Origin of the sequence: Limisphaera sp. VF-2, assembly GCF_049537125.1 — a bacterium.
Classification (GTDB): Bacteria; Verrucomicrobiota; Verrucomicrobiia; order Limisphaerales; family Limisphaeraceae; genus Limisphaera.
The window spans coordinates 1,654,147-1,678,458 of record NZ_JBMVQY010000001.1 but is presented as its reverse complement, the minus strand read 5'-3'; the positions used below and the strand labels follow the sequence as shown (position 1 = coordinate 1,678,458).

At 64.3% G+C, this 24,312-nt stretch carries 19 protein-coding genes; 10 read left to right on the top strand and 9 right to left on the bottom strand.

Going from position 1 to position 24,312, the window contains the following annotated elements:
- Positions 1 to 52 precede the first annotated feature (52 nt).
- Positions 53 to 532 (bottom strand): response regulator, encoded by a 480-nt coding sequence (locus ACPDIT_RS06015; protein WP_423442273.1) that lies wholly within the window; start codon positions 530 to 532, stop codon positions 53 to 55.
- A 528-nt stretch (positions 533 to 1,060) separates the two neighbouring features.
- On the opposite strand from ACPDIT_RS06015, the gene ACPDIT_RS06010 reads away from it, so the two are divergent.
- Together ACPDIT_RS06010 and ACPDIT_RS06005 are read left to right on the top strand one after the other, a co-directional pair.
- Positions 1,061 to 1,738, top strand: coding sequence for a response regulator (locus tag ACPDIT_RS06010; RefSeq protein WP_423442272.1), 678 nt, complete (start codon positions 1,061 to 1,063; stop codon positions 1,736 to 1,738).
- A gap of 1,210 nt (positions 1,739 to 2,948) precedes the next feature.
- Entirely contained in the window at positions 2,949 to 3,587 is a 639-nt protein-coding gene (locus ACPDIT_RS06005) for a hypothetical protein (protein ID WP_423442271.1), read from the top strand.
- A 639-nt stretch (positions 3,588 to 4,226) separates the two neighbouring features.
- Here the strand turns inward: ACPDIT_RS06005 and ACPDIT_RS06000 are convergent.
- Together ACPDIT_RS06000 and ACPDIT_RS05995 are read right to left on the bottom strand one after the other, a co-directional pair.
- The gene (locus ACPDIT_RS06000) at positions 4,227 to 6,161 is read right to left on the bottom strand and encodes a tRNA uridine-5-carboxymethylaminomethyl modification enzyme MnmG/GidA (RefSeq protein WP_423442270.1); all 1,935 of its coding nucleotides are present in this window, start codon (positions 6,159 to 6,161) and stop codon (positions 4,227 to 4,229) included.
- Positions 6,151 to 7,749 (bottom strand): glucose-6-phosphate isomerase, encoded by a 1,599-nt coding sequence (locus ACPDIT_RS05995; RefSeq protein ID WP_423442269.1) that lies wholly within the window; start codon positions 7,747 to 7,749, stop codon positions 6,151 to 6,153. The genes ACPDIT_RS06000 and ACPDIT_RS05995 overlap by 11 nt, the downstream gene beginning before the upstream one ends.
- Positions 7,750 to 8,030: 281 nt before the next feature.
- On the opposite strand from ACPDIT_RS05995, the gene ACPDIT_RS05990 reads away from it, so the two are divergent.
- From ACPDIT_RS05990 to ACPDIT_RS05965, 6 genes are all read left to right on the top strand, one after another.
- A complete protein-coding gene (locus ACPDIT_RS05990; RefSeq protein WP_423442268.1) occupies positions 8,031 to 8,516 on the top strand; it encodes a hypothetical protein in 486 nt (161 codons plus the stop codon).
- Positions 8,513 to 9,562, top strand: coding sequence for a DUF3106 domain-containing protein (locus ACPDIT_RS05985; protein WP_423442267.1), 1,050 nt, complete (start codon positions 8,513 to 8,515; stop codon positions 9,560 to 9,562). The genes ACPDIT_RS05990 and ACPDIT_RS05985 overlap by 4 nt, the downstream gene beginning before the upstream one ends.
- Positions 9,559 to 10,248, top strand: a complete 690-nt coding sequence (locus ACPDIT_RS05980; protein ID WP_423442266.1) for an RNA polymerase sigma factor — start codon at positions 9,559 to 9,561, stop codon at positions 10,246 to 10,248. The genes ACPDIT_RS05985 and ACPDIT_RS05980 overlap by 4 nt, the downstream gene beginning before the upstream one ends.
- Positions 10,249 to 10,312: 64 nt before the next feature.
- The gene (locus ACPDIT_RS05975) at positions 10,313 to 10,624 is read left to right on the top strand and encodes a hypothetical protein (RefSeq protein ID WP_423442265.1); all 312 of its coding nucleotides are present in this window, start codon (positions 10,313 to 10,315) and stop codon (positions 10,622 to 10,624) included.
- A gap of 54 nt (positions 10,625 to 10,678) precedes the next feature.
- Positions 10,679 to 11,278, top strand: coding sequence for a hypothetical protein (locus tag ACPDIT_RS05970; RefSeq protein ID WP_423442264.1), 600 nt, complete (start codon positions 10,679 to 10,681; stop codon positions 11,276 to 11,278).
- Between the two features lie 554 nt (positions 11,279 to 11,832).
- Complete coding sequence (locus ACPDIT_RS05965) at positions 11,833 to 12,213, top strand: dUTPase (protein WP_423442263.1); 381 nt, start codon at positions 11,833 to 11,835, stop codon at positions 12,211 to 12,213.
- A gap of 328 nt (positions 12,214 to 12,541) precedes the next feature.
- On the opposite strand, the gene ACPDIT_RS05960 is transcribed toward ACPDIT_RS05965, so the two are convergent.
- From ACPDIT_RS05960 to ACPDIT_RS05945, 4 genes are read right to left on the bottom strand one after another with little or no spacing between them, the layout of a single operon-like run.
- Positions 12,542 to 13,378, bottom strand: coding sequence for an ABC transporter permease (locus ACPDIT_RS05960; RefSeq protein ID WP_423442262.1), 837 nt, complete (start codon positions 13,376 to 13,378; stop codon positions 12,542 to 12,544).
- Between the two features lie 9 nt (positions 13,379 to 13,387).
- Positions 13,388 to 14,353, bottom strand: coding sequence for an ABC transporter ATP-binding protein (locus ACPDIT_RS05955; RefSeq protein WP_423442261.1), 966 nt, complete (start codon positions 14,351 to 14,353; stop codon positions 13,388 to 13,390).
- Entirely contained in the window at positions 14,350 to 14,922 is a 573-nt protein-coding gene (locus tag ACPDIT_RS05950) for a DUF1559 domain-containing protein (protein ID WP_423442260.1), read from the bottom strand. Before ACPDIT_RS05950 ends, ACPDIT_RS05955 begins: the two co-directional genes overlap by 4 nt.
- Before the next feature lie 9 nt (positions 14,923 to 14,931).
- Positions 14,932 to 15,546, bottom strand: a complete 615-nt coding sequence (locus tag ACPDIT_RS05945) for a hypothetical protein (protein WP_423442259.1) — start codon at positions 15,544 to 15,546, stop codon at positions 14,932 to 14,934.
- Positions 15,547 to 16,050: 504 nt separating this feature from the next.
- Between ACPDIT_RS05945 and ACPDIT_RS05940 the strand changes: the two genes are divergently transcribed.
- Positions 16,051 to 18,195, top strand: coding sequence for a M3 family metallopeptidase (locus ACPDIT_RS05940; RefSeq protein ID WP_423442258.1), 2,145 nt, complete (start codon positions 16,051 to 16,053; stop codon positions 18,193 to 18,195).
- Positions 18,196 to 18,431: 236 nt separating this feature from the next.
- Here the strand turns inward: ACPDIT_RS05940 and ACPDIT_RS05935 are convergent, their stop codons facing one another.
- Positions 18,432 to 20,000 (bottom strand): flippase activity-associated protein Agl23, encoded by a 1,569-nt coding sequence (locus ACPDIT_RS05935; protein WP_423442257.1) that lies wholly within the window; start codon positions 19,998 to 20,000, stop codon positions 18,432 to 18,434.
- Entirely contained in the window at positions 19,997 to 20,689 is a 693-nt protein-coding gene (locus tag ACPDIT_RS05930; protein ID WP_423442256.1) for a discoidin domain-containing protein, read from the bottom strand. Before ACPDIT_RS05930 ends, ACPDIT_RS05935 begins: the two co-directional genes overlap by 4 nt.
- Positions 20,690 to 21,187: 498 nt before the next feature.
- Here ACPDIT_RS05930 and ACPDIT_RS05925 point away from each other — a divergent pair, with 498 nt between their 5' ends.
- Positions 21,188 to 24,118: a family 78 glycoside hydrolase catalytic domain gene (locus tag ACPDIT_RS05925; RefSeq protein WP_423442255.1), complete on the top strand. Its 2,931-nt coding sequence runs from the start codon at positions 21,188 to 21,190 to the stop codon at positions 24,116 to 24,118.
- Positions 24,119 to 24,312 lie beyond the last annotated feature (194 nt).

Sequence of the window (24,312 nt, the reverse complement as noted above, 5' to 3'; positions counted from 1 at the left end):
GATCCGGCAAGCCCTCCGCCGTCCGCCGCGACGCCGGTCGGCGCAGGCGCATTCATTGACTCCGACCGGTCACCGACTCCAGCGCATCGAACAACGCCTGCATCGTGAAGGGCTTGAACAAGACGCGACACGGCACTCGCTTGAGGAATTCTTGGATCTTCGGATCGTGCTGGTGTCCGGTCATGAAGATGAACCGCTCGCACAATTTCGGTTTGGCACGCTGAACGGCCAGGTAAAACATGTCCCCCGGGAAATTCGGCATCATGATGTCGCAGAGAATGGCATCGAAATCCCTCACCAGGATCTGCTGGATGCCTTGCGCGCCGTTGGAGACCACCGTGACCCGGTAATCCTGCTGTTCCAGCGTCACTCGCAGCATGGAACAGAACTCCGGATCATCTTCCAGCACCAGCACGGCCTGCGCGCGGGCCTGGGTCGGATCCTCCGGGATTTCGTACACGCGGGGGGCAAGAGGCTCTGGCTCCGGACCGGGCAGACCACCGGGGCCGACGGGTTCGGTCGGGGCACTCATAGCTTCACCGCCTCCAAAGTAGGCGAACTGCCGGCAAGGGCAAGCGAGGATTCGAAGTACGGGACCCGAGCGCTTCTCCGTTTTTGAGCATCCCATCGGGGAGGTCCAAGGAAATGCCGTTTTCCGCGGGCTATCCCGGGCCGCCGAGATCCGAATTCCGACGACCTCGCGGGGGTGTCGAAAACGCAAGATGCAGCCAGGGCCCACGATTCACCTCGAACACAGCCCGAGCAGGCCGGGGTGGGCAGAGGCACACACCCGGACGAGGGCTCCGGTGCCCGGTTCCTCGCCTTGGGCCATTGGCATCGGGAGTTGTCCGGAGCTGGTGGGAAATCACGTTGAAGGAGCTCACACCCGGGCGGAGTGGGGCACCGCGTCCACGCCTGCCCACGTCACCCGGGTTAGAGGCGTGCACTTGCCCCACCTGTCGGCTCGGAGCCATGCCAGCGTGCCCCGCGCGCGGTGGCTTTACAGGTCCGGGCCGGGCGACCTAGATTGAGAACCGAAGCGGCCCCGGGTTTGCGGCGCATGAACCGCACGTCATCCAAAGCCATTCGCGTGCTGATCGTGGACGATCATCCGGTCGTCCGACGCGGGCTCCAATCCTGTCTGGGCGAGCGCCCCGAGTTCAAGGTGGTGGGAGAGGCCGCCGATGGCGAGGAAGCCCTCCGGCTGGCCCAGGCGCTGCACCCGGATGTGATGTTAGTGGACATCAACATGCCGCGGATGGACGGGTTGCAGTTGTGCGAAGCACTCCAAACCACGGCACCAGAGGTTCGCGTGGTCATCCTCTCCATTCACAACAGGCCGGAATATATCCAGCGGGCCATCCGCGCGGGCGCCAAGGGTTATTTGCTCAAAGACACGCCCCCGGAGCAGTTGGTCGATGCCGTGCAAAAAATTTATCAGGGCCAGCCCGTGTTCAGTCCCCAGGTCACTCAGGTCGCCTTGAACCAGTGGGTGAGCCGCCGCAAACGCCCGACCGCCACCACGGCTCTGAGTCAACGGGAACGACAGGTTTTGGCACTCATTGCCCGGGGGCTCGGCAACCGCGAGATCGCCCAGCGCCTGGGCGTCAGCCCGCGCACCATCGAGACCCATCGCGAGCGGATCATGAAGAAGCTCGACCTGCACACCGTGGCTGCATTGACCCGCTACGCGATTGCCCAAGGAATCGTGCCCTTGGACGAAGAAGGGCAGGCTTGAAAAGCTGCCAGGCTCTTGGGCTTCGCGTCCTCCGTCGCACCGCAGGAAAAAGGTCACCATCTGTTCCAGGCGTCTCGAAGCGTCGTCCCGAGAGCGGTCCGACGCGTGAAATGGCCGGCACGCCCCAGCTTGGGATGTCCGTGTCCCGAGGCGGCCCCTCCCCGCGATCCAGCAGGTTCGGCCAGCCGGAGGTCACAACTCGGGCAACCCGGGCGAGGGACCATCGGGATTTGGCGAGGTGTGAGGTTTCCCTGGCAGGAACGGTTTGCGGCGCCCGCCCGGCTCTTTGATCCCGGCTCTGTTCATGGTTTGCGCCTCATCGGCAGGTTCGAACGCAGGAGAGACGCGCCCGGGGCATACGGTCTTTCAAGGAGGAAAGCTCCAAGAGTGCGGTGAGGACAGTCGCATTCCTGAAAAGCCCAAGAGGGACTCGTGGATTGGAACGAGCCGTTTCGGGAAGGAAAACGCACTTCGGCGCTCAGCCACTCGCGGTTGTTTCGACTCCCTGATCGGGCCGCGTCGCTCTTTGAACCGTTGTCGTGCGAATCGATTGGTGCTCTGAGCACGGAAGTTGCCGAGCCGGGCAGACTCGCCCTTCCCAGCCGACTTCGTGCATCGTTCTCCACGCTCACAGCTTGTGGGCGGGAAAAGCCTGTTTGGTGCTTCCTGCCGCTCTTACATGAACGAGGTGCGGGATCCGACCCTCGCTGGCGATGGGCCTTCAGTGAAGGGTAGACCGCCAGGATACCACACGGGCCGCCGGGGGATCGGGCCATCGCCAGTTTTTCCGACACCATGCCCCCCGATTCAAGCTTAAGGCATTCCAAACAACAGGTCGCCGTAGGTGCCCGACGTGACGGATTTTCTTACATTTTCGCGATTCGCTCGCAATCCATTGCGCACCAATGAGATACCGTTATTCATGGCTCCCAGCGGCAGTCCAAGCGCCCAGAATGTGTCGGATAGTTGAACACTTTTGCGCCATGGGTCCGTGCATGAGCTCCATAACAGTGCTCGCAACTCAGAGTTAAATTGACCGCAACATGTTTGCCTGCAATATGTTGCCGAGGTCGTGGCGCGCGGCCATGCAATACTATGGCACGAGTAATGCTACAAATTCATTGCACGGCGGTCGAAGTCGTGTGTAGCAAACGGAAAAACCTCGGCATGCTCCGGCTTCACCGGAAATGCCAGTTGAGAAAGGCGATGAATGAAGAAGACACTGATGCTCGGTGCGGTAGTTGCGGCGGCGAGCCTGAGCGGCTCTGCCGCGGTGATTGACTTCGAGGCAGATGCTCCCGGACTCAAGCCCAATGGATGGTCTCCCGTGGGGCATCCCACCGTTCAGTTCAGCGACACTGCCGGGACGGATCTCCTCGTGGGTAACTTCGGTGGTCAGGGCATCGGCCAGTCCTTGGTCGTGTTTGACGACACCGATGGTAGCAAGCTCCAGATCGACTTCACGGTACCCGTTGACTCTCTGAGTCTGTGGTTCGGGAATGACGACCCCGGTTGGGCCGGCCCCACCGACCTAGCGTGGTTGGAGATTTGGAATGGCGCAGTCCTGCTGGCCACGGTGAACAGCCCACTGAACCTGGACGACATCATGAACCAGAACATCGGATGGGCGGGCCAATGCTTTGATCGAGCGTACTTCTGGTACGGTGATGCTCAAGGCAATCCGTTCACGACCGGCCCAAGCGGTGCTATCGGCTTGATCGAAATCGTAGACCGGATCGAGTACGTGCATTGCCAGCGCGTCCCCGAAGGCGGCAGCAGCCTGATGTTGTTGGGGATCGCTGGCCTCGGCATGGTCGGGCTCGGTCGGCGTTGGATTGTCCGCTCGTAGTCGAAAAGACTCTCCTCCGCAAGCCCTGTTTCCACGGCGTTGGAGTCAAGCCCCGGTCTGGCAGTGAACAGGCCGGGGCTCTCTTTCTTGCCCAAAGTCAGGCCCAACGAACCACGCTCCAGAGGTCAGAACACAGAGCGGAACTGAATCCATCTGACTGCTTCACAGGATGTTGTAAGCGTAGAAACCGCCCGCTTGCCCTCACCCCACTTGGGAAGGCGGTTCTTGTCGAATTCACCGTGGTCACCCTCTTGGCCACCTGACGTGATTGGAGCTGCAAACAGGCGCATCCCGTTTCGCCTTGTGCCTCTGCAACGGGATGTGGATCAGGATCCTCTGAGTAATCTGTGGTTTTTGGAGCGCCCGTTGGGTGCGCCGGAAAGGCTGTGGACGAAACCATTGCGCCGATAAGGTACCCTTGCCGCAAGCAAGAATCGCTGTTTGAAAAGCCCACTTCTTCCGGAGTCCACCAAGCCGTTGCCTTTCGGCTTTTCGGATCAAGAATCACCTTTTGGGCTCCACTGAGGAATTGCGCAGACCATGGACTCACTTTCTAGGAGGATGGGCATTGAAAACCCCCTTGGTCGTGCTTCGCCCTGAGGGTGGCGGCGGGCGGGCACGATTGGGGTGCCGAAAAAGCTAACCGCGAGCCGGCGACCCCGAACGGAGTTGGCCCGCGCCGTAACGCTTCAACCAGACGGCGAGGATCGCAATGTCCGCAGGAGAAACCCCCGAGATCCTGGCCGCTTGGCCCAACGTTCTGGGCCGGATCTTCGAAAGTTTTTGTCGGGCCTCCAACCGCAAGCTGGGCACGGTGGCGTAGTCGAAATCATCCGGTATCATCTTGTCTTCCAATGACTTGAACCTCAGTACCTCGGCCTTCTGCCGCTCGATGTAACCGGCGTACTTTACCTCCACCTCGACTTGGTGGACCACATCAGGGTCCAAGTCCGGTCGAGCCCCGGGCAAATCTCGGTACCGGACCTCTGGGCGGGCCAAGATTTGGGCGAGGGTTTGGGCGCCGTGCCTCGTGGCTTGAAGTCGGCGAAGTTCTTCGACAATGGCTGCCTGCTTGGCCCGGACCTTGGCGTAGCGCCGCTCCGGAAGGAGTCCGACTGAGTAGCCGATGCCCGAGAGGCGGAGGTCGGCATTGTCTTGGCGCAGCAAGAGCCTGTATTCGGCACGTGAGGTGAACATCCGATAAGGTTCGGTGGTTCCCTTGGTGACCAGGTCATCGATGAGCACCCCGATGTAGGCCTGGTCCCGTCCGAGAGTGATCATCGGTTTCCCTTGGGCTCGCAGGGCTGCATTGATGCCGGCGATGATACCCTGGGCGGCGGCTTCTTCATAGCCGGAGGTGCCGTTGATTTGACCGGCGAGGAAAAGTCCCTTGCAGGCCTTGGTCTCAAGGTAGGGCGTCAACTGCGTAGGCGGGGCGTAATCGTATTCAACCGCGTACGCCGGCCGCAGCATCACCGCGTTTTCACAGCCGATGACGGTTTTTACCAGCTGCAGTTGGACATCAAAAGGCAGCGAAGTGGACAGGCCATTGACGTAGATCTCGTCGGTGCTGATTCCTTCGGGCTCCAAAAAGATTTGGTGCCGTTCTTTATCGGCGAATTTGACGATCTTGTCCTCAATGGAAGGGCAATAACGGGGGCCAACCCCTTTGATGGCGCCGCTGTAGAGTGGGGATCGGTGGAGATTGGCGCGAATGATCTCGGCGGTAGCCGCGGTGGTGTACGTGATGTGACATTGCATCTGGCCGCCGAGCTGGGCGAGGATCGACCCGGGTGGGTAGGGTCCGGAGCAGGAGTATGAAGCAGGGAATCGCACGATGGAATGTTCCACGTGGAACAATTCGTCCTTCCAGTGCGAGAAGTAAGGCACCGGCTCGTCCCCCGGCTGTGGTTCGGTCTTGGAAAAGTCAATGGAGCTTCGCAGTAAACGCGGAGGCGTGCCGGTCTTCATCCGGCCCAGCTCCAGTCCTAGGCGGCGCAGCGATTCACTGATCCCGAAAGCGGCCTTGTCCCCGGCACGGCCCCCCGGAAGCTGTGTGGACCCGATGTGCATCAGACCTTTGAGGAACGTCCCCGTCGTTACCACCACGGATTTGGCACGGTACTCCACGCCCAGGGAGGTCCGCACTCCCACGATCTCCCCGCTATCTGTCACCAATTCCGTGGCTTCGGCCTGCATGATGTCCAAGTTCTCCTGCCGCTCACACACCCATTTCATCCGCATCTGATAGGCCTTTTTGTCGCATTGAGCCCGTGGCGCCCAGACCGCAGGACCCTTGGTGGTGTTCAGCATACGGAACTGGAGTCCGGTCATGTCGGTGTTGATTCCCATCTCCCCGCCCAATGCGTCCACCTCCCGCGCCAGATTTCCCTTGGCCAAGCCACCAATGGCCGGGTTACAGGACATTTGGCCTATCGAGTCGGGATTCAAGGTGAGCAACAGGGTCTGGCATCCCATGCGCGCCGCGGCCAGGGCCGCCTCGATCCCGGCATGGCCCCCGCCCACCACAATGACGTCGTATGGCTTGGGGAATGGAAAATATTCAGAATGCACGGAAGAATATAACTTCGCGCGATGGGATCGCTTGGATTCCACTTGCCGGATTGTGGGCCAGCATCAGACAAAGGTCGTGGATTTCCTCGCGATCCGACCCGGCTTCCAAGGATTGAGCGATTTCATCACTGGTCATCGGCTTGCCGCGATTGGCGCGGAAGTGGCCTATCACACGTTTCTGGAGGGCGATGACCCTTTCCGACGCCTTCTTCCCAGCTTCCACGCCCGGCTGATGATAGGCATTGATATTGATCAGCGAGGCATAAAGTCCAACGGCACGTTCGAACAGAGCGATGAGGCAACCGATCGTGAACGGGCTGAGCACGTCCAGCGTGATGCGGATGACGCCTCTGCCCTTTTCAGCGATGGCTTTGGCGGTGCCGGAGCAGAAGCTGTGAAGGTAATCTCCTGCGGTGACCAGATCGTTCATGAGGACCGGCGGACCGTTTTGGTGTCGGAGCACCTCAATGAATGTGATGAAAAAATTCGGCAAACCGTCTCTAAGTTGCTGGACGTAAGAGTGTTGGTCGGTCGTCCCTTTATTCCCGAAAACAGTTAGCCCTTGGTGAACGACCTGGCCGTTGCGGTCCAGTTCCTTGCCAAGCGACTCCATGACGAGCTGTTGCAGGTACTTGGGGAACAACTCGAGTCGATCCTTGTAGGGCAGGACGACCATGTCTTTTGCTCCTTTACCGTTACCTGCGAAATGCCAAGCCAGAGACAGGAGGGCTGCCGGGTTTAGATTAACGTTACAGACGCGCGTCGCTGCATCGCAGCACTTGGCCCCCAGCAACATCGAATCAATGTCAAACCCCTGTAGCGCTGCAGGAAGCAAACCAACCGCCGAGGTCTCGCTGGTCCGGCCCCCCACCCAGTCCCACATAGGAAAGCGCCCAAGCCAACCCTCCGTGACCGCCTGTTTGTCCAGTTGACTGTTCTCCTGCGTAACAGCCACGGCATGTCGGGCGAAAGGAAGCCCTCTGTGGGCATAAGCAGTCTGCGCGATTTTCAGGCCGTTTGCCGTTTCCTTGGTCCCGCCCGACTTGGAGATAACGATACAGAGGGTCCGACCCAACTCGTTACTCAACTGGCGCACCACACGCTGCATTCCGTCCGGATCGGTATTGTCAAAGAAGTACGGTTTCATCCGGTCCCGGTCCGGATCCCCCAACGCATGCGCCACCATCTGCGGACCCAAAGCCGACCCGCCGATCCCAATCAGCAACAGATTCCGAAAGGATCCATCCCTGCCACAAACCGCGCCCGAATGGACCTGGCGGACGAACGCCTTGATCTGCGCCAGCGTGCGTTGGATCTGGTCCCGAATCTCCACCGTCGGCGCCAAGTCCGGATTGCGGAGCCAGTAGTGACCCACCATCCGACCCTCGTCCGGGTTGGCAATCGCACCGGCCTCCAGTGCCCGCATTTCCTCAAAAGCCCGCTGAAAAGCCGGCTCCATCGCCTGCACGTAGGACACCGGGATCCGCATTTCCCGGACATCCACGCTCAGGCCCAGTGCGGGCAGTCGCAAGAGTCCGCCGTCCCACAGGGGGTGTTGCGTCCGCTCCCAGGTGGGCTGGAGATTCATGGCACTCATATCGGGAAGACACCATTACCACAGCCGCGGCGCCGCCTCAAACCCGGACGTGGCCGTCGGACTCCCGAATCCCCCTTGGCGCTGCCCTTCCGAGAGAGCCCGGGCTCTGGCGCAAGCGGATGCAGCCCGGCATCTACGCTTTGGCCTTGGCGCCCCCTCCTCCCGGCAGCACGAAAGGGCCGGTCGAAAGCGGGTCGCCCCGGGCCCTTTCGGCTTTGGCAACCTGCTGCGGAAACTTTGTGCGCCTCTCGGTGTTGTGCAGAGAGACGGTCATGAACAAGCGCGAGCTGGAAGAGCTGCGAGCAGCGTTGTGGCAACGGCCGCTGCGTCCCGAGGAAGAAGCGCGACTTCAGTCCTGGCTGGCCGGGCATCCGGAGGAACGCGAAGATTGGGACCTGGAGCGGTCTTTGACCCACGCACTGGGCCGGCTGCGCCAAGTTGAAGTGCCTTCGAACCTGGCCGCTCGAGTGTGGTCGGCCATCGAGCGGGAGGAGGCGGCCCCGAAGCGGTGGCGCTGGGCCCACAGATTCTCGTGGGTGCGGGCGGTGTGGATTCGTTGGGCCGTGGCAGGGGCTGCAGCCCTCATCGTCGTGATGGTCTGGTGGCAAGGGTGGCAGGCGCCCAAGGTGCTGGAGCCGGAGGCCGTACAGGTCTGGGCGGAACTACTCTCGCCGGAGCCATTGGCGGAGTTCGACATCGTGGCTCGTCTGCCGGTCGGGCCTGCGCCCGATGTGGAGCTGTTGAGCTTGCTCCAATGAGAACGGTCGGCGTGGTGGGCGACGCTGGGCTGGTCTGCACGGGTGGATGCGCAGGAGAGGCGGGCACCCGTTTTTGGATCCTGTTGCTTTTGGGCACGTGGCTGACCTGCTTGAGCGTGGGGCGGGCGGGAGAGCCCGTGGGGGTCCCATCGACGCCGCCACTGCCTCCTGTGGTCTCGCCGGTGGATGCCTTCCGCGAGCTATTGGCGATGGCGCCGGAGGACCGGGAGCGGGCCCTGAGCAATCGACCGCCCGAGGTTCGTGCGCGTCTGTTGGCCAAGATCCAAGAGTACACAAAACTTTCGGCGGAGGAGCGTGAGCTTCGGCTGCGCGCGACGGAGTTGCGGTGGTATCTGGCACCTCTGATGCGGCAGGCGCCGCAGGAGCGGCCCCCGCTGGAGACGACCGTACCGGCGCATGTGCGTCAGGCGGTGGCAGATCGGCTGGCGCTGTGGGACCGGTTACCGGCTGCGGTCCGGGAGCAATTCCTGCAGAGCGAGCACGCGTTGGACTACTTCAGTCGCATCCCTCGGGGCGCGCTCCCGGCGGGCGGCCGTCCACCGGTGGCTGTCGGGGCAACCGGTGCTCCAGCCGCGAGGGAAAACGAGGCGGTACGCCTGCCGGGAGGCCGTCGGTCTGCAGATTGGCAACCGGCGATGCGGCAGTTGGCGCGCTTTTTCGAGTGGACGCCGGAGGAACGCGAGCGAGCGTTGTCCACGCTGAGCGAGGCGGAGCGCCGGTTGATGGAAGAGAGCTTGCGGCAATTCGAGCGGTTGTCACGGGAGCAACGTCGGGCCGTGATCGCCTCGTTTCGTCGCCTGGCGGCGATGTCGCCAGAAGAGCGACGCGCGTTTCTGCGGAATGCGGAGCGTTGGGCGGCCATGAGTCCCTCGGAGCGGGAAACCTGGCGTCGGCTGGTGCGACAGGTGCCGGAACTGCCGCCGCTGCCCCCGGGTTTCTTCGAGGCGGGGTCAATGCCCCCGCTGCCTCCGGGTGCCCCTGGCGCACGGTCGGCTCAATCGCCTTCCCCGCCCTCTTCTCCATGAAAGGCTGGCCGGATTTGACCACGCCCGCGGCGGCTGAACCCTCCGGAGCAGGAGAAGAGTCCGCCTCGACCGGGTCAATGCCGCGGCCGACGGAGGTGGCTCGCGACCCCGGCCCCACGGATGCCGATCTGGTGCAGGCCGTGCGGTCCGGTAACATGGCGGCCTTCGAAGAACTGATGCGGCGCTACGGCCCGCGGGTGTTTGCCACGGTTCGCCGGTATGCCCGGCGGGACAGCGAGGTGGCGGACCTCGCGCAAGAAATCTGGATCAGGGCATTTCAGAAGCTGTCGAGTTTTCGGGGTGAAGCGCCGTTCGAGCACTGGTTGATGCGGCTCGCGGTGCGCGCCTGTTACGATGCGTTGCGGGCCCATCGGCGCAGCCGGGAAGCGACCTTTACAGATTTGACCGAGGCGGAGCAGGAATGGCTCATGGGTCTGACGCAGACCGCCGACGACTCGGATCGGCATCGCAGCGAGGCGGCCCGCCAGTTGGTGGATCGGCTGCTGGAGCTATTGTCCCCGGCGGACCGGCTGATATTGACCCTGTTGGAGCTGGAAGAGCGGTCGGTCAAGGAAACCGCCGAGCTGACAGGCTGGTCCGTGACCACGGTCAAGGTACGGGCGTTTCGGGCGCGGGCGCGGATGCGGCGCCTTTTGTCGCGGCTGATGAAGGACAAGTTTTTGTAGGCCGGCGCTGCGCTGTGTAACCCGGCCGGCCTCCCGCACGTCTCAAAGAAAGGTCAACCAGCACATGGACCGGCAAGTGGAAGCACTGAGGCAACGATTGATGCGGGCTGCCCGGGCCTGTCCGCCCTCGGCCTCGGTGCCACCGGGCTTCGAAGCCAGGGTGGTAGCGGCCTTGCGGCAGGGGGCACCTTCCGTGGACCCGATCCGCGGATGGATCCAGGGGCTCATGCGGGCCGCCTGGGCGTGTGCCGGCTTGAGCCTGCTGTTGACCTTGTGGCTCTGGATGGTGCCCATGGGCGAGGGCGCCGGAGAAGCAGCGGCGGACCTGGAATCCACCTTGTTGGCCGCGGTAGAGGATTCCGAGTGGACTTGGTGAACCGCGTGTCCGACCAGTGTGCGGCCATGGCTGGCGACCGGATCCAATGGGGTTATGAGTGAACCGATCACGGGGAATGCAACGCGGACCGCCGGGGTCGGCGCAGCTGCGTGGAAGATCGCGCTGGCCACGGCGATCATTTTTGCGGCGGGGGTTTTGACCGGGGGCCTGTTGGTCGGCAAGGCCGTGCGCGAACGGGTCGGCCGTTTTCGTGCCATGGGCCCCGCGGCTGCTCCAGGGCCGACCCACCCCAATGCGGTCGCTCCCGCGCCCCCGGCGGCTCCGATCCTGCCGCCTCTCTCCGAGTTACGGCACCGGGCCGGACCCGAGCTCCAGCGTCGGCTGGAGGAACGGCGCATGGAATTCTTGCTGCGGGCAACCCGCGAACTGAACCTTTCCCCGGAACAGCGCGCGCGCATCGAACAGCACATCCGGGAAAGTCAGGAACGCATCCGGCAGTTGTGGGATTCGATCCAGCCGCAGCTGCGAAGGGAGGTGGCGGAAGCCCGGGAGCGAATCCAACAAGAACTGACCCCAGAGCAGCGGCGTGCCTTTGAACGGTTGCTGCGGCGGGAGCCCGGGCGGAGGGCCGAGGAACCGGGCGCAGCGCCCCCTCCGCGGCCGCCCGGACCTCGCCCGCGGCCCGAGCGTTGATCGCCTGCCCTGTTCAAGGTGCAACTCGGGGCCGGGTTCGTCCCCTGCAACAAGAATCCGCCACGCTTGATGCGGTTCGGGAGCCGCTCCGCCTTTTGGGGGCGAAAAGCCGCCGGCACGACCTCACGCAGGACGGAGCGGTTTGAGTTTTCGCGAGGCGGTTGAAGAGACGGCCACGTCCTGCATGAGAGCCGACGACAGACCGCGGCAGAAACGGAAGCAAGAGGCTCCTCGTTTCCTTGCACGTCGGACGGCGCCTGGAGCGAAGGCACCTTCATGGACCCCCGCAAAACGTGTTACGAACCTGCAGTGACAGCCCAGTCCGCAGGCGGCCGGAGCCCCGAGGCTGGGCTCAGGACACACGTAACCGGCAAGGCACGTCCATCCAAAAAGCTCATCGGCTCGGCCGGCCTGCCAATCGGTGCTGCGCGGCCGGCAGGTCTCCAGGGAAAGGAGTTTGGTCCGCGGCCCGGGCGGCTCGGGTTTGCGAGGCTGCGACGCGTTACATTTTCGGCTGTTCCGCAGGCGCCGTTGGTCTTATGGTGCGGGCTCCCATGAACCAACCGGATCGACTGGAAGAGATTTGGCGGCTGCAGCACGCGTTGAACGAGCGCATCGGGGTGCGGACGGAAGGTCTGAGCGAGGCCGAGCGCATCCACTGGATTCTGAACTACTGCCGCGCCATGTCCCAGGAGATCGCCGAACTGACCGACAGCGTCCCGTGGAAATGGTGGGCCCGGTACCAAAGGTTCGACGAACAGAACGCGCGCGTGGAGGTGGTGGACCTGTTCCATTTCCTGATCAGTCTCGCCCAGGTGCTGGGAATGACCGCCGAGGACCTGTATCAGGCGTATCTCAAGAAAAATGCGGTGAATTTCCAGCGGCAGGAAACGGGCTACACCGCCAAGGACGAGCAGGACAGCCGGCACATCTGATTCACGGGCGAGGACCGGTTCGGATCCCGCGGACCCCAATCAAGGAGGCCAGCGCGGGTGCGCACTCTCTCCCGTGGTGGCATCGTAACAGCCGGGGTTTTGGCCGGCTCGGATCCACGCGGGCAGATGCAAGCCCGTGTGCGCACGCGGCCGGCTGCGTTCTTCCCTCGAGCGGCCATGCCGGGGTCCGGCCCAAGCAACATCGCGAGCCGACGGCCGGGTGAGCGGCACACCGCGCAGCGCGTGTTCTGGCAATCAGGAAGAGGTTGCGCGCACGCCTGTCACCCGGCGGTCGGCGCCTTGGCGACCGTCGATCCACCGGGACGGCTCAGGTCTTGAAATCCCTGACCTGGAAACCCACCGCGCCCAGGATGAAGGCAGTGGCGTTGGCGCCGAGCAGGACCAGTTGCGACTGCAGGATCTCCCACCAGGGAATGGGCGAATCGAACACGCGCAGCCAGCAGCGGAAGTGGTGGGGGAGAAGCCAGACCTCGTAGCGATCGAAGAAGGGAATGGATTCCAGGACCAGATTCACGAACAGGTAGGAGAGCGCCAGGATCGTGGCGGCCGCGGGCTTCATGTTGAAGCAGGAGAACAGGAAGGCCAGGCTCAACATCGTCACCGCGTTCATGCCCAGAAAGACGTGGGCCAGAAGGTAACGTTGGAGCCCAGCTTCGCTGCTCAGCACCGCAAAGGCCTGGCCGGGCGCAAAGACAAACATCCCCTTCCACGGAAACCAGAGCCGCGCGCACAGGACGGCCGTGGCGCCCAGCACCAACACCAGCGACAACGCGAACAAGGCGCCCGCCAGCCATTTGACGGTCAACAGGCGCAGCCGCGAAATCGGTCTGGACAGAATCATGCGCAGTGTTCCGTCTTCGGCCTCTTTGGCCACCAGATCGCCACCTACCAGGGTCGTGTACAGAGGCATTAGAAGCAGGATCTGGGGGATCAGCATGATCACCGCCACGGTCAGGGCCGAGATGAATTCGCGGGCCAGGTAGCCGTTGCCTTCCAGCAAACGTTCCAGGTCCTGCTGCCAACGCGTGAATCGGAACGCCAGCAGCATGGCGTTCTGGGCCAACAGGAACATGCCGAAGCCGATGTAGGTTCGCTTTTTGCCGAACAGTTTCCAGAGTTCGTTCCTGAGATGCAGCCAGAACATCGCGAGCTTTCAGGTTGCGGCCGGACGGCGCGTCACCTCCCGGCTGTCGGACCTGCTGTCCGATTGCGGGTCGGGCCGCATGAGTGACAGATAAAACTGCTCCAGCGTTTGCCGGGGCCGGCGGAGCTCCAACAGATCGAATCCGGCCTCGACGATCCAGCGGGCCAGTTGGTCGGGGGTGATGCCCGGGGCCGGGCGCACCCAACCGCCTTCAGCGTCCCGGCCCGCCTCGAGCACCAGCCCGACGGCCTGCAGGCCCGCCACGGCACGTTCGAAGGGGCGGGCCTCCAATCGGATCGGACCCTCCGCCCATTGGACGCGGTCCCACGGGCCTTCGAAGACCTTGCGGCCCTGGCGCAACACAGCGATGCGGGTGCAGAGCTGTTCCATCTCGCCCAGTTGATGGGAAGAGATCAGCAGGGTCAGACCCAGTTCCCGGTGCAGCCGTTGGAGCATTTGTCGGAGCTCGTGCACGCCCTCGGGGTCGAGGCCCTCGCCGGGCTCATCCAGAATCAAAAGATCCGGGTGCGGCAACAGGGCCTGGGCCAGGGCCAGGCGGGCTCGCATGCCGTGCGAGTAGGTCCGCACCGCCGAATGCTCGCGCCCGGTCAGGCCCACCCAGTCCAACACCTCGGCCAATCGCCGTTGCGACACGGGCGCGGTGTAGCTGGAGAAGATCTCCAGGTTGCGCAATCCGCTCAGGTATTCGTAAAAGGCCGGAGTTTCGAAGATGGCGCCCACCCGGGCCAGCGCCCGGGTCCGCTGCGTGGCGACGTCCCAACCATGGATGCGCACCTGTCCGGCGGTGGGCCAGACCTGTCCCAGCATCATGCCAATGGCGGTGCTTTTGCCGGCGCCATTGTGTCCGAGGAGACCGAAGACTTCTCCGATGGGAACCGTCAACGTGAGGTCCTCCACCGCCGTGCGGCGTCCGAACCGCTTGGTCACGTGATGCAGCTCGATCGCCGCCGTCATCGGGCCCCCTCCAGTACCAACAAATTGCGGATGTGACCGTCGGCGTAGAGATAGTTCACCGCCCGCCGCTCGCCGCGGGCGCGATGGAACCCTTCTTTATCGAACATGAGCGGCATGCGCGAGCTGCCGAAGCGCATGCCGAACACCTGCAGGTCATCGGCGCGCTGGCCATTGAGCAGACTGTTCCACGCATAGCTGGAACCCGTCCGCTCGAACAACTGCGCCGTATCGGAGGGGCATCGAAACACCCGCACATCTCCCACCTCGTCGGCCAGGACCTGGTCCGGACCGGGCAGGACAGGTCCGGGCGGCAGGCTGTTGGTGTCCGGGGGCCGATCCCGCATGACCGGCAGGCGCTGATGGTTTTGATCCACGTACATCTGCAGGGCCAGCCCGATCTGGCGCAGGTGCCCCATGCAAGCGGTGGCGCGGCCGGCTTCGCGCGCGCGGCTCAGACCCGGCAGGAGCAGCCCGGCCAGCAGCGCCAGGATGCCGAGCACGACCAGGAGCTCCAACAGGGTGAAACCGCGAGACCATCCATTGTGGGGCTCTGCCAGGATTCCGTTCATGGGTCGTCTTCACCGGTCGGGTCGCCCCCGGAAGAATCGTCCGCTCTGCATGAGCCGCTGCAGTTCTTCGAGAACGGGCGCCAACTCGGCCTTGGTCTGGGCCGAGCTCTGCGAGTAGAAGGCGCGCAGTCCGTGGAGGGTGACCTGCCGCTGCAGATCCTCGCTCCAACCCGGAGGGGGTTCGGCCGGAGTGACTCGGCCGGACTCGATTGCGGCCTCGCGCACGCGGCGCATGGCTTCGCGCAAGGCCCGCTGCCGACGATCCGCGGGCAGTTCCTCGAAGGCGGCAATCATTTGTTGCAGCCCCTGCGGCAGGGTGGCATCCAGGAACGCCGCGCGTTCGTCCTCCGTCATGACCGCGAACCAGTTGGTCCAGAAGCCGTCCAGCCGTACACGACGTCGCTCTTCGTAAGGCAGCGCGTTGAGTCCCTCGGCCAACTGACGCAACGCGCGCTCCCGCTCCGGACCCCGCAGCCGGGCCAGGTCGGTGCTTTCGACCCACTGCCGCAGCTTGTCTGCGGTCATCTTTTGCGCAGCGGCCCATTGGTAGCCGGTCCAGATCAGGATCCAGACCAGGGCCAGGGCTCCTGTGCCGGCCAACCACCACCGCAATCGGAGCTGCATAGCGCTTTCACGATAGCGTCCCCGGCTCCGGGTTGCCATATCGCAACGCGCGCCACCGGCTCCCAGCACTTGCCCGCCGGGGCCGGGCGCGGGCGTGCCCCGGGCCTTCGCTGCGCAGAACGGGATCCCGATCCCTTCGCAAGTCCGGGTTCGTCGCCATGGATCGGTCCGCCGAAAAACACCTTGTACCGCCCGTGGGGCAGCCCGCCGGGTGTGCCTGGACCAAGGGAACACGCAGCTATCCCCGGCTTTTCACAACCGGGTCGGTTGGGAACACGGTGAGCCGTTCAGGGAAAACGGGTGCGTGGAGGCCGGCCGGTTCGTCGCCACGGGCAACCATCCCAAAACGCGGGCCAACGCGGGTGGAAGAGCGCGGGTGCGGGAACGTCAGCGACCTTTCGATTCAGGTCCCCCGGCCCGCACGGCCCGGCTTGGATGCGCGAGCTCACGGCAGGCGGCTGTTGCGCTTGCCGGTCCTCCGCGGGCTTCCTAAGCTTTCGCGCCATGTATGCAAGGCTGTCTTGCTTGTTGGGCCTGGCGTTGCTTATGACCGGATGCACGGCTGCCTCCAAGAAAAAGGCGTTTCACACGCCAATTCGATCGCTCAAGGAAGCCCAGGCGCGGGCGGCGCACTTCGGCTCGGTGATTGCCGTGCCCGCGTTCGAGACCACGCCCGAGGCCATCCGGCGGTTGGTGGATCGGACCATGGCCACCGGCAACGCCGCGCTGGACGAGATCGCCGGTCTGGACCGCACCCGTCTGACCTTCGAAGACACCGTGCGCGCGCTGGACGATCTCAATCACCTGGTGGGCACGGCGGCCAACCGCCTGGCGTTCATCAAAGAGACCAGCCCGAACCCCGCGCTGCGGCAGGCCGCCACCGAGGCCCTCAAGACCCTGCAGGAATGGGCCGTGGGCATCGAGTATCGAGAGGACGTTTACCAGGTCATCCGCGCCTACGCGGACACCCGCCCGCAGCTCTTCGGCGAGGACGCCAAGTTGTTGGAGGAAACCCTGCGCGACTATCGCCGCGCAGGTCTGGCCCTGCCCAGGGAACAACGCGATCAGGTGGAGCAATGGCGCAAGGAACTGGCCCGGCTTTGCACGGATTTCGACACGCACATCACCCAGGCGACCAAGGCCCTCAAGTTTCGCCGCGCCGACCTGGAGGGCTTACCCGACAGTTTCCTGGATCAGCCCGGCATCAAAACCGGCCCGGACGAATACACGATCCAGGTCAATGTGACCTGGCAGTACCTGATGGTGATGGAAAACGCGCGGCGCGAGGAGGTTCGGCGCCTGGTGGAGACGGAGCGTTACCGCCTGGCCCGGGAAGAAAATGCGGAGCTGCTCGGGCGCATCTTGGCCCTGCGCGATCGCATTGCCAAAGCCCTCGGGTATGCCCACTGGGCGGATTATCAGATCGAAACGAAGATGGCGAAGACCGCGGCGCGCGCGCTGCAGTTCCTGCAGGAAACCTCGGCCGCGCTCCAGCCCAAGTTCGATCAGGAAAAGGCCGAGTTCCAGGCGCTCAAGGCCCGGGACACGGGCGATCCCAACGCCGTGGTCCACATCTGGGACTGGCGCTATTACGCCAACCAGCTCAAGAAGGAACGCTACAACGTGGACGCCGAGCAGTTGCGCGTGTACTTCCCCTACCAACAGGTCCTGGACGGCATGTTCCGGATCTACCAGCGCATCTTCGAGTTGCGCTTCGACCGGATCGACCCGCCATGGCGCTGGGTGGACGACATCCAGCTCTACGCCGTCAGCGACGCCGTCACGGGGGAACCCCTGGGGTTGTTCTACCTCGACATGTTTCCCCGTGAGGGCAAGTTCAATCACTTCGCCCAATTCGGGCTGATCGAGGGCAAGCTGTTGCCCGACGGCCGCTACCAGCGCCCCACCGTGGCCCTGGTCTGCAATTTCCCGCCTCCCCAAAAAGACCGGCCCTCGTTGCTGTCGCATGCCGAGGTGGAAACACTGTTCCACGAGTTCGGCCACGCCATGCATTCCATTCTTACGCGGGCCAAGTACAGCCGGTTCGCCGGCACCAGCGTGCCGCGCGACTTCGTGGAAGCCCCTTCCCAGATGCTCGAGAACTGGGTCTGGGACAAAACCGTCCTCGACAGCTTTGCCGCGGATTATCGCGACCCGTCCCGGAAGATTCCCGAGGAGATCCTGCGGCAACTGAAAGAGGCCAAGCGCTCCAGCATCGCCCACTTCTATCGGCGCCAGTTTTCCTTCGGGATCCTCGACCTCACGTTACATACCCAGATCCACGAAGGAAATGCGTCCGAGACCATCCCGTTGGCCAATCGCATTCTGAGCGAGGTGTTCTATCCCGTGCCCGAGGACACGACCTTCGTCACCTACTTCGGACATCTCACCGGTTATGACGCCGGGTACTACGGCTATGCGTGGGCCGATGTGATCGCGGCGGACATGGCCACGGTGTTCGAACAAGCCCCGGAAGGGTACTTGGACGTGCCCACCGGCCGGCGGCTGCGCCGGGAGATTTACGAGCCCGGCGACTCGCGCGACGTCAACCTCTCGGTGGAAAAGTTCCTGGGCCGGCCCGTCCGCAAGGAGCCGTTCTTGCGCGAATTGGGAATCGTCACCGAGCCGGCTTCCGCCGCGGCTCGCTGAAACGTGCACGTTCGGAGCTGGGTCGGGAGCTCTGGGCAGATTGCCCTCGGGGCCTCCACCGGGCCCGTCCTTGAGGGTCTCCCCAGATCCGGGCCGGCGCGCCATGTTGTCCGTCAGGGATAATGTGCGAGGCATGACCGCCCTGCGGCAGGGCCGCGGAGCCTCCACAGAAAGCACGCCGAAGGAGGAGGTGTGCGAACTTTGAAGCCGTGCGAGGGCGCATGCGCACTCTTGGGTCAGGGCTGTGCTGTGTCCGGCGGCGGTGTGCGTTGCGCCAGCCAGCGTTTCCACAGCTCCAATTCCACGTACAACTCCAAGAACACACGGGGTCTCAGTTCGTACAGCCCGGTCATCACCCATCGTCGCCCCGACCGTTCGTCGAGCTTCACATTCCACTCCGCCGCGGCGACCACCACCGGCGCCCACGGTGCCTCTGGAAACCGATCGTACCAACCCACTCGCTCCAGGCTCCGCCAATACCACGGCAGCGGCCAGTACCCGTGATTCGGCACCGCCACTTGAACGGGCATGCGTGGGCCGTCCGCATGCACCCGCGCCAGATCCAGGACCCGCCGGGCCATGCGCAGGACGTCGGGCACCGTTTGTGCGTACACGTAGGGATTGCGCCAGTCCGAGTGACGCACAAAGTTGGCCTGCCAGCACTGCCAGCCCAGGTGGACGACGCCCGCGGTCAAGAGTCCCGCGTAAAGCGCCCGGGCCGTCAGCGGCATCAACCAACAGGCAAGACGGGCGGCCCCGACGCCGGCAAGGAGCACGAACCCGTGCCAAAAGCCCACCAGGCACCACGGCGTTTTGTAAGGGATCAGGGTGTAAAACACGGTGAGGGTCAGAGTGTAGATCATCACGCCGCGGACCAGGACGCGATTCGTTGGCCCCAGGCCCTGGCCACGCAGCGCCAAGCCCATGGCGACACATGCGAGGACCAGGATCAGCCCCTCGGTCCACAATGGTCCCCGGGGGCGCTGGAACCAGAGCAACCGTTCCAGGTAGAAGTACCAGGGATGAATGTGCGGCGAGTCACCGGCGGCCCGCTGCAGCCAGGGCAGGTAGGAAAGGATCGAGTCCAGGGGACCACGCCAGTGCGTGAAAAAGGAGGTGTAAAACGTCACGGACACCACCAGGGCCGCAAAGGCCGCCCAGAGCACGTGTCGGCCGTTCCATGTCCTCCGCCATTGGGCGAGGAACCCCGGTCCGCCTTCCCATCGGCTCACGACTGCAACCGCGATCGCCAACGCGCCCAGGGGAAGGACGAACGTTTCCTTGGTGGCGTGCATCAGTCCGAGGGCCACACCTGCGAGGACGGCCCACGAGGCGCGGCGCTCGGAAGTGTATCGCCAAACCGCAACGCCCAGCAGCAGGGTAAACAGCCCCAACAACATTTCATGAATGAAGTTGCGGCTGTAGAAGACCAGGGCCGGCGAGAGCGCGGTGAATCCGGCCGCAGCGACGGTCGCACCGGCGCCCAGGGCGTGTCGCAGCGGCCACAGCAGCAGGACCATGGCGACCCCGGCGAGTGCGGGGGTCAACCGCAGGGTGGCCTCGTCCAGCGCGGCAAAGCTGGGCACACCCCGCAGGCGAATGGGAATCAGGGAGAAGTAATAGAGCGTCGGCCCGTGATGTTCGCCCGGGTCGTAACGGTACGGCTCGGAACTCCACGCGGCGGCCTGCCGGATGGCATTGACCGCTTCGTCATTGTGCATGGGCCGGAGATCCAACTGAACACAGCGGATCCCCAGCGCCCCGAGGGCGATCAGGCCAAACGCCCACGCCCAGCCACGGTTCATGAGGCCGGGAGGGCGTAGACCTCCAGCTCCTGCCAGCAGTTCAGCGCGCTCTGGCTGCTGCCGCGCGTGTAGCAGCGAACGTACCGGGCCTTCACGCCCTTGCCGTCCACAATCTTGCCCTCATGGGTCTCGAAGTACTCGCGGTCCGTGCCCACGCCCAGGCCGGAGGAATTGTCCACGTCGTTGTTGAAGAGCGTCACCACCCCTTCCCGGAATTCGGGGTCATTGGACACCTGCACGATCACGTCATGAAAGACCTGGATGTACCGATGATCGTGCCACATGACGATGGCATGGATTTCGTAAGTCGCACCGAGATCCACCTGAATCCACTGCGTGCCGCGGCGAAACTCCACGGCGTCGTAGTCGAACGCCTCTTTCTTGCCGTCGGTGATCTGACTCAGTTCGCCGGTAAACGGGGGCACGCTGGACGTGACCGCCTTGCCCAACGCCACGTTCGTCACGCCTTTGGGCACGTAAAACGGCGGACGAGGCTTGTCCGACAGGGGCTCCACATTCGGTCCACTGGGCAAATCCTCCGGCGTTCCTTTGAGCGTGGGTGCCGGCAGTTTCAACTCCAGGGGCACCTTGTCCTGCGCCACAGCCGCTCCTGAGGCCAGCGCCCAGGCCAGCCCCACCGCGCCCACCAAGCCGATCCACTTCCGGTACGTTTTGCGATCCCTTCTCATGAATCTTTTTCTCCTGCGTCGTCGTTTGGCCCTCCCGGATACCCGATTCCAGAGGCCATGGAAAGCCGAATATGCCCGGCCCGCCACACCATGGGACGAACCGCCGCAGCGACCCATTCAAAAGCTGCGGGGCCGCCGACCCCCGAGGCACTCGGCCCTGTTCCCGACCACAGGCCGCGCGCGGGCAGGCCCCCGGCAGATCTAGACAACCATGGCCCGGGATGAAGACCGACGCAACCCCCGCTCTGCTCCCGGGCCGAGCCGGCAAGAATTCTCGTCGGGCCCGATTTTCGCCGCGGATGCTCCACCCCGGGCACCGTGCCCGCTTGTGCCGCCCCTCGCGGCGGACCGGTGGCATGCCGGATCCGGCCAGATGATCCGGGAGGTGCCGGGGTCGGCGCTGGTTCGAACTCGGGACCACCCGGTCGGGCTTCTTTCAAAGCCCCCGAGAGTCGCGCGGAGGATTGATTCGGCCGGCGTTTTCTTCACGATGGCGCCATGAAACGCTTGGCGACCTCAACCGTTCGTCCGCAGGGCGCCGCTTGGGGAGCGGCCCTCCTCTCGACCTGGCTGGCCACCGCAGGCATTTGCACGGCCACGTTGCAGCCGGTGGGCTTGCAGTGTGAATACCGGGTAAACCCGTTGGGTGTGGACGAGCCCCGGCCGCGCTTGTCCTGGCGGGTGGAATCGTCCGAACGGGGCCAGCGTCAGACCGCCTACCGCATCCTGGTGGCCAGCCAGCCGGCGTTGCTCGAACGCGAGGTGGGAGATCTGTGGGACAGCGGTCGCGTGGAAAGTGGGGAATCGGTGAACATCCCGTACGGCGGCCGGGCGCTGACTTCGCGACAGGAATGTCACTGGCGCGTGTGCGTATGGGACCGGGACGGTCGTCCCCAATGGAGCCAGCCGGCCCGTTGGACCATGGGTTTGTTGAGCCCCGAGGACTGGCAGGCACGGTTCATCAGCTTTCGTGACGCCGCGCCCGTGCATCGCGATCGGGAGCGTCTGTTCCTGCCGCCGGCACGGCAATACCGACGCGAATTCACCCTCACCAAACCGGTGCGCCGGGCCACTCTCTACGCCACGGCCCTGGGGATCTTCAAGCTGTATCTGAACGGCCGCCGGGTGGGCGATGCGTACTTTGCGCCCGGTTGGACGGATTATCGACAGCGCGCGTACTACTGGACCTGGGACGTGACCTCGTGGGTGCGGCGCGGCCGGAACGCCTGGGGCGCCTGGGTGGCCGACGGCTGGTACGCGGGCTATGTCGGGTTCGGATTGCTCGAAGGCATCGGCACCGAGCGCATCGGCCGGTATACCTACGGCAAAACTCCCGCCTGGATGGGACAACTGGAGGTGGAGTACAGGGACGGTTCCCGCGAAATCATCGTCACCGAAGGACGCGACTGGAAAGTCACCGGCGAGGGGCCCATTCGCGAAGCGGATCTCTTGATGGGCGAGCACTACGATGCCCGCCGGGAACAACCCGGCTGGGCCGAGCCCGGATTCGACGACGGCTCGTGGGAACCCGCGATCCCGGCCGAAGAAAACGGCTCGGTCCCCGCCACGTTCTACGAATTCCAGAATCCAGCCGAGCCGGGCCGCGGCCCCGAAATTCAGGGTCGTCCCGTGGACCTCGGCTTCCGTCGGCCGGCACGGTTGGAATCCTTCCCGGGAATGCCCGTGCGTGTGACGCAGGAATTGCAACCCGTGGGCAGGACGCAGCCCAAACCGGGCGTGTGGATCTTCAACCTGGGGCAAAACTTCGCCGGCATTGTCCGACTGAAAGTGCGCGGTCCGGCCGGCACCACCGTCCGTCTGCGGTACGGCGAGTGGTTGCACCCGGACGGCACCCTGATGACGGAGAACCTGCGTCGCGCCCGGGCCACTGACACCTACGTGCTCCGCGGCGATCCGCAGGGGGAAGTCTGGTCCCCGCGGTTCACCTACCACGGCTTTCAATACGTGGAAGTGACCGGCTATCCGGGCGAGCCCGCGCTCGACGCCATTACCGGACTGGTGCTTCACAGCGACACCCCGTTGGCCAGCGGCTTCGAATGTTCCGATCCCGTGGTCAACCGACTGTTCACCAACATCGTTTGGACGCAGCGCGCCAACTTCGTGGACCTGCCCACCGACTGTCCGCAACGAGACGAGCGGCTCGGCTGGACCGGCGACGCGCAGATCTACATCCGCGCCGCCACGTACAACGCCGACACCGCCGCCTTCTACACCAAGTGGCTGCGCGAACTGATGGAAAGTCAGCGCCCCAGCGGCACCTTCCCCGGCTACGCGCCGTTCCCCTTCCAGCACGGCTGGGACTTCGGCACCGCCTGGTGCGACGCGGGGGTGATTTGCCCCTGGACCGTGTGGTGGGTGTACCAGGATCAGCGCATCCTGGAGCGCTGCTGGCCGGCCATGACCCGATTCCTAGAATGGCGCAAGTCCAGCAGCCGCGAGGATCTGGGCGTGGCGCACGGGAACGGCTGGGGCGACTGGCTCAACCAGGACGAGCCCACCCCGTTGGAGTTCATCGACACCGTGTACTACGCCTACAGCACGCGCCTGATGGCAGACATGGCCCGGGCGCTCGGGCGCACCCGCGAAGCCGAAGAGTACCGTGACCTCTTCCGCCGCATCGCGGCGACTTTCGCCCGCAAGTATGTCCAACCCGACGGCACGCTCGCCGTGGACACGCAAACGGCTTATGCGCTGGCGCTGTTCACCGATCTGATCCCCGCCTCCCAACGCGCTGCCGCCGCCCGGCGTTTGGCCGACAAGATTCGCCAGGGCGAGTCCGACACGCGATCCGGCATGCGCACCGGATTCCTCGGCACCCGTCACTTGCTGCCCGTGCTGACCCGCTTCGGCCACCATGACCTGGCGTTGCACCTCTTCCAGAGCCGCAAATTCCCGTCCTGGGGCTACGAGGTCGAGCAGGGCGCCACCACCGTGTGGGAGCGGTGGGACAGTTACACGCACGAGCGCGGGTTCCAAAACGCCGCCATGAATTCCTTCGCCCACTATGCCTTCGGAGCGGTGGCCGAGTGGATGTTCCGCGATCTGGCCGGCATTGATACACGGGCGCCGGGCTTTGCCCATCTGTTGTTGCGACCCGGCCCGCCCGACCCGGGGACCCACGGCACCCCGCCCGGGCTCTCCTGGGTGCGGGCGCACTACGACTCCATCCGCGGGCGGATCACGAGTCATTGGCAGGTCCGGGATGGTTGGTTCGAGTGGGATGTGACCATCCCGGCCAATGTCACTGCCACCGTTTATCTGCCGGTGATGGATCGCGCCTCGCCCAGCGAGAGCGGCCAGCCGTTGCGGGAGGCCCGGGGCGTGAAGCTCATCGGTCTGGATGAGAACCGCGCGGTCCTGGCCGTGGAATCCGGCACGTACCACTTCCGCTGCCGCTGGTCTCGATAGGACAGCGAGCGGCGCGACACCTGTCGTCACGCTCGACGCCCGGTGGCCCGCAGGGGGTAGAGGGAAAGAGTGTTGCGCCCCCGTAGTTCCGAAGGGCGTCTTGTGCTCGCGCGCGGCAGCAGCGAAACACGAACCGCTTTTCAACGCCAGAGGTGGGGCACCCTGTACCCCTCGGTCCCCTCGCCCTCAGGAGG

What these genes read in the sequence shown, in the direction of transcription:
- ACPDIT_RS06015 (WP_423442273.1), bottom strand. Translation starts at nt 532, where the DNA reads ATGAGTGCCCCGACCGAACCCGTCGGCCCCGGTGGTCTGCCCGGTCCG.
- ACPDIT_RS06010 (WP_423442272.1), top strand. Translation starts at nt 1,061, where the DNA reads ATGAACCGCACGTCATCCAAAGCCATTCGCGTGCTGATCGTGGACGAT.
- ACPDIT_RS06005 (WP_423442271.1), top strand. Translation starts at nt 2,949, where the DNA reads ATGAAGAAGACACTGATGCTCGGTGCGGTAGTTGCGGCGGCGAGCCTG.
- ACPDIT_RS05995 (WP_423442269.1), bottom strand. Translation starts at nt 7,749, where the DNA reads ATGAATCTCCAGCCCACCTGGGAGCGGACGCAACACCCCCTGTGGGAC.
- ACPDIT_RS05990 (WP_423442268.1), top strand. Translation starts at nt 8,031, where the DNA reads ATGAACAAGCGCGAGCTGGAAGAGCTGCGAGCAGCGTTGTGGCAACGG.
- ACPDIT_RS05985 (WP_423442267.1), top strand. Translation starts at nt 8,513, where the DNA reads ATGAGAACGGTCGGCGTGGTGGGCGACGCTGGGCTGGTCTGCACGGGT.
- ACPDIT_RS05980 (WP_423442266.1), top strand. Translation starts at nt 9,559, where the DNA reads ATGAAAGGCTGGCCGGATTTGACCACGCCCGCGGCGGCTGAACCCTCC.
- ACPDIT_RS05975 (WP_423442265.1), top strand. Translation starts at nt 10,313, where the DNA reads ATGGACCGGCAAGTGGAAGCACTGAGGCAACGATTGATGCGGGCTGCC.
- ACPDIT_RS05970 (WP_423442264.1), top strand. Translation starts at nt 10,679, where the DNA reads ATGAGTGAACCGATCACGGGGAATGCAACGCGGACCGCCGGGGTCGGC.
- ACPDIT_RS05965 (WP_423442263.1), top strand. Translation starts at nt 11,833, where the DNA reads ATGAACCAACCGGATCGACTGGAAGAGATTTGGCGGCTGCAGCACGCG.
- ACPDIT_RS05960 (WP_423442262.1), bottom strand. Translation starts at nt 13,378, where the DNA reads ATGTTCTGGCTGCATCTCAGGAACGAACTCTGGAAACTGTTCGGCAAA.
- ACPDIT_RS05955 (WP_423442261.1), bottom strand. Translation starts at nt 14,353, where the DNA reads ATGACGGCGGCGATCGAGCTGCATCACGTGACCAAGCGGTTCGGACGC.
- ACPDIT_RS05950 (WP_423442260.1), bottom strand. Translation starts at nt 14,922, where the DNA reads ATGAACGGAATCCTGGCAGAGCCCCACAATGGATGGTCTCGCGGTTTC.
- ACPDIT_RS05945 (WP_423442259.1), bottom strand. Translation starts at nt 15,546, where the DNA reads ATGCAGCTCCGATTGCGGTGGTGGTTGGCCGGCACAGGAGCCCTGGCC.
- ACPDIT_RS05940 (WP_423442258.1), top strand. Translation starts at nt 16,051, where the DNA reads ATGTATGCAAGGCTGTCTTGCTTGTTGGGCCTGGCGTTGCTTATGACC.
- ACPDIT_RS05935 (WP_423442257.1), bottom strand. Translation starts at nt 20,000, where the DNA reads ATGAACCGTGGCTGGGCGTGGGCGTTTGGCCTGATCGCCCTCGGGGCG.
- ACPDIT_RS05930 (WP_423442256.1), bottom strand. Translation starts at nt 20,689, where the DNA reads ATGAGAAGGGATCGCAAAACGTACCGGAAGTGGATCGGCTTGGTGGGC.
- ACPDIT_RS05925 (WP_423442255.1), top strand. Translation starts at nt 21,188, where the DNA reads ATGAAACGCTTGGCGACCTCAACCGTTCGTCCGCAGGGCGCCGCTTGG.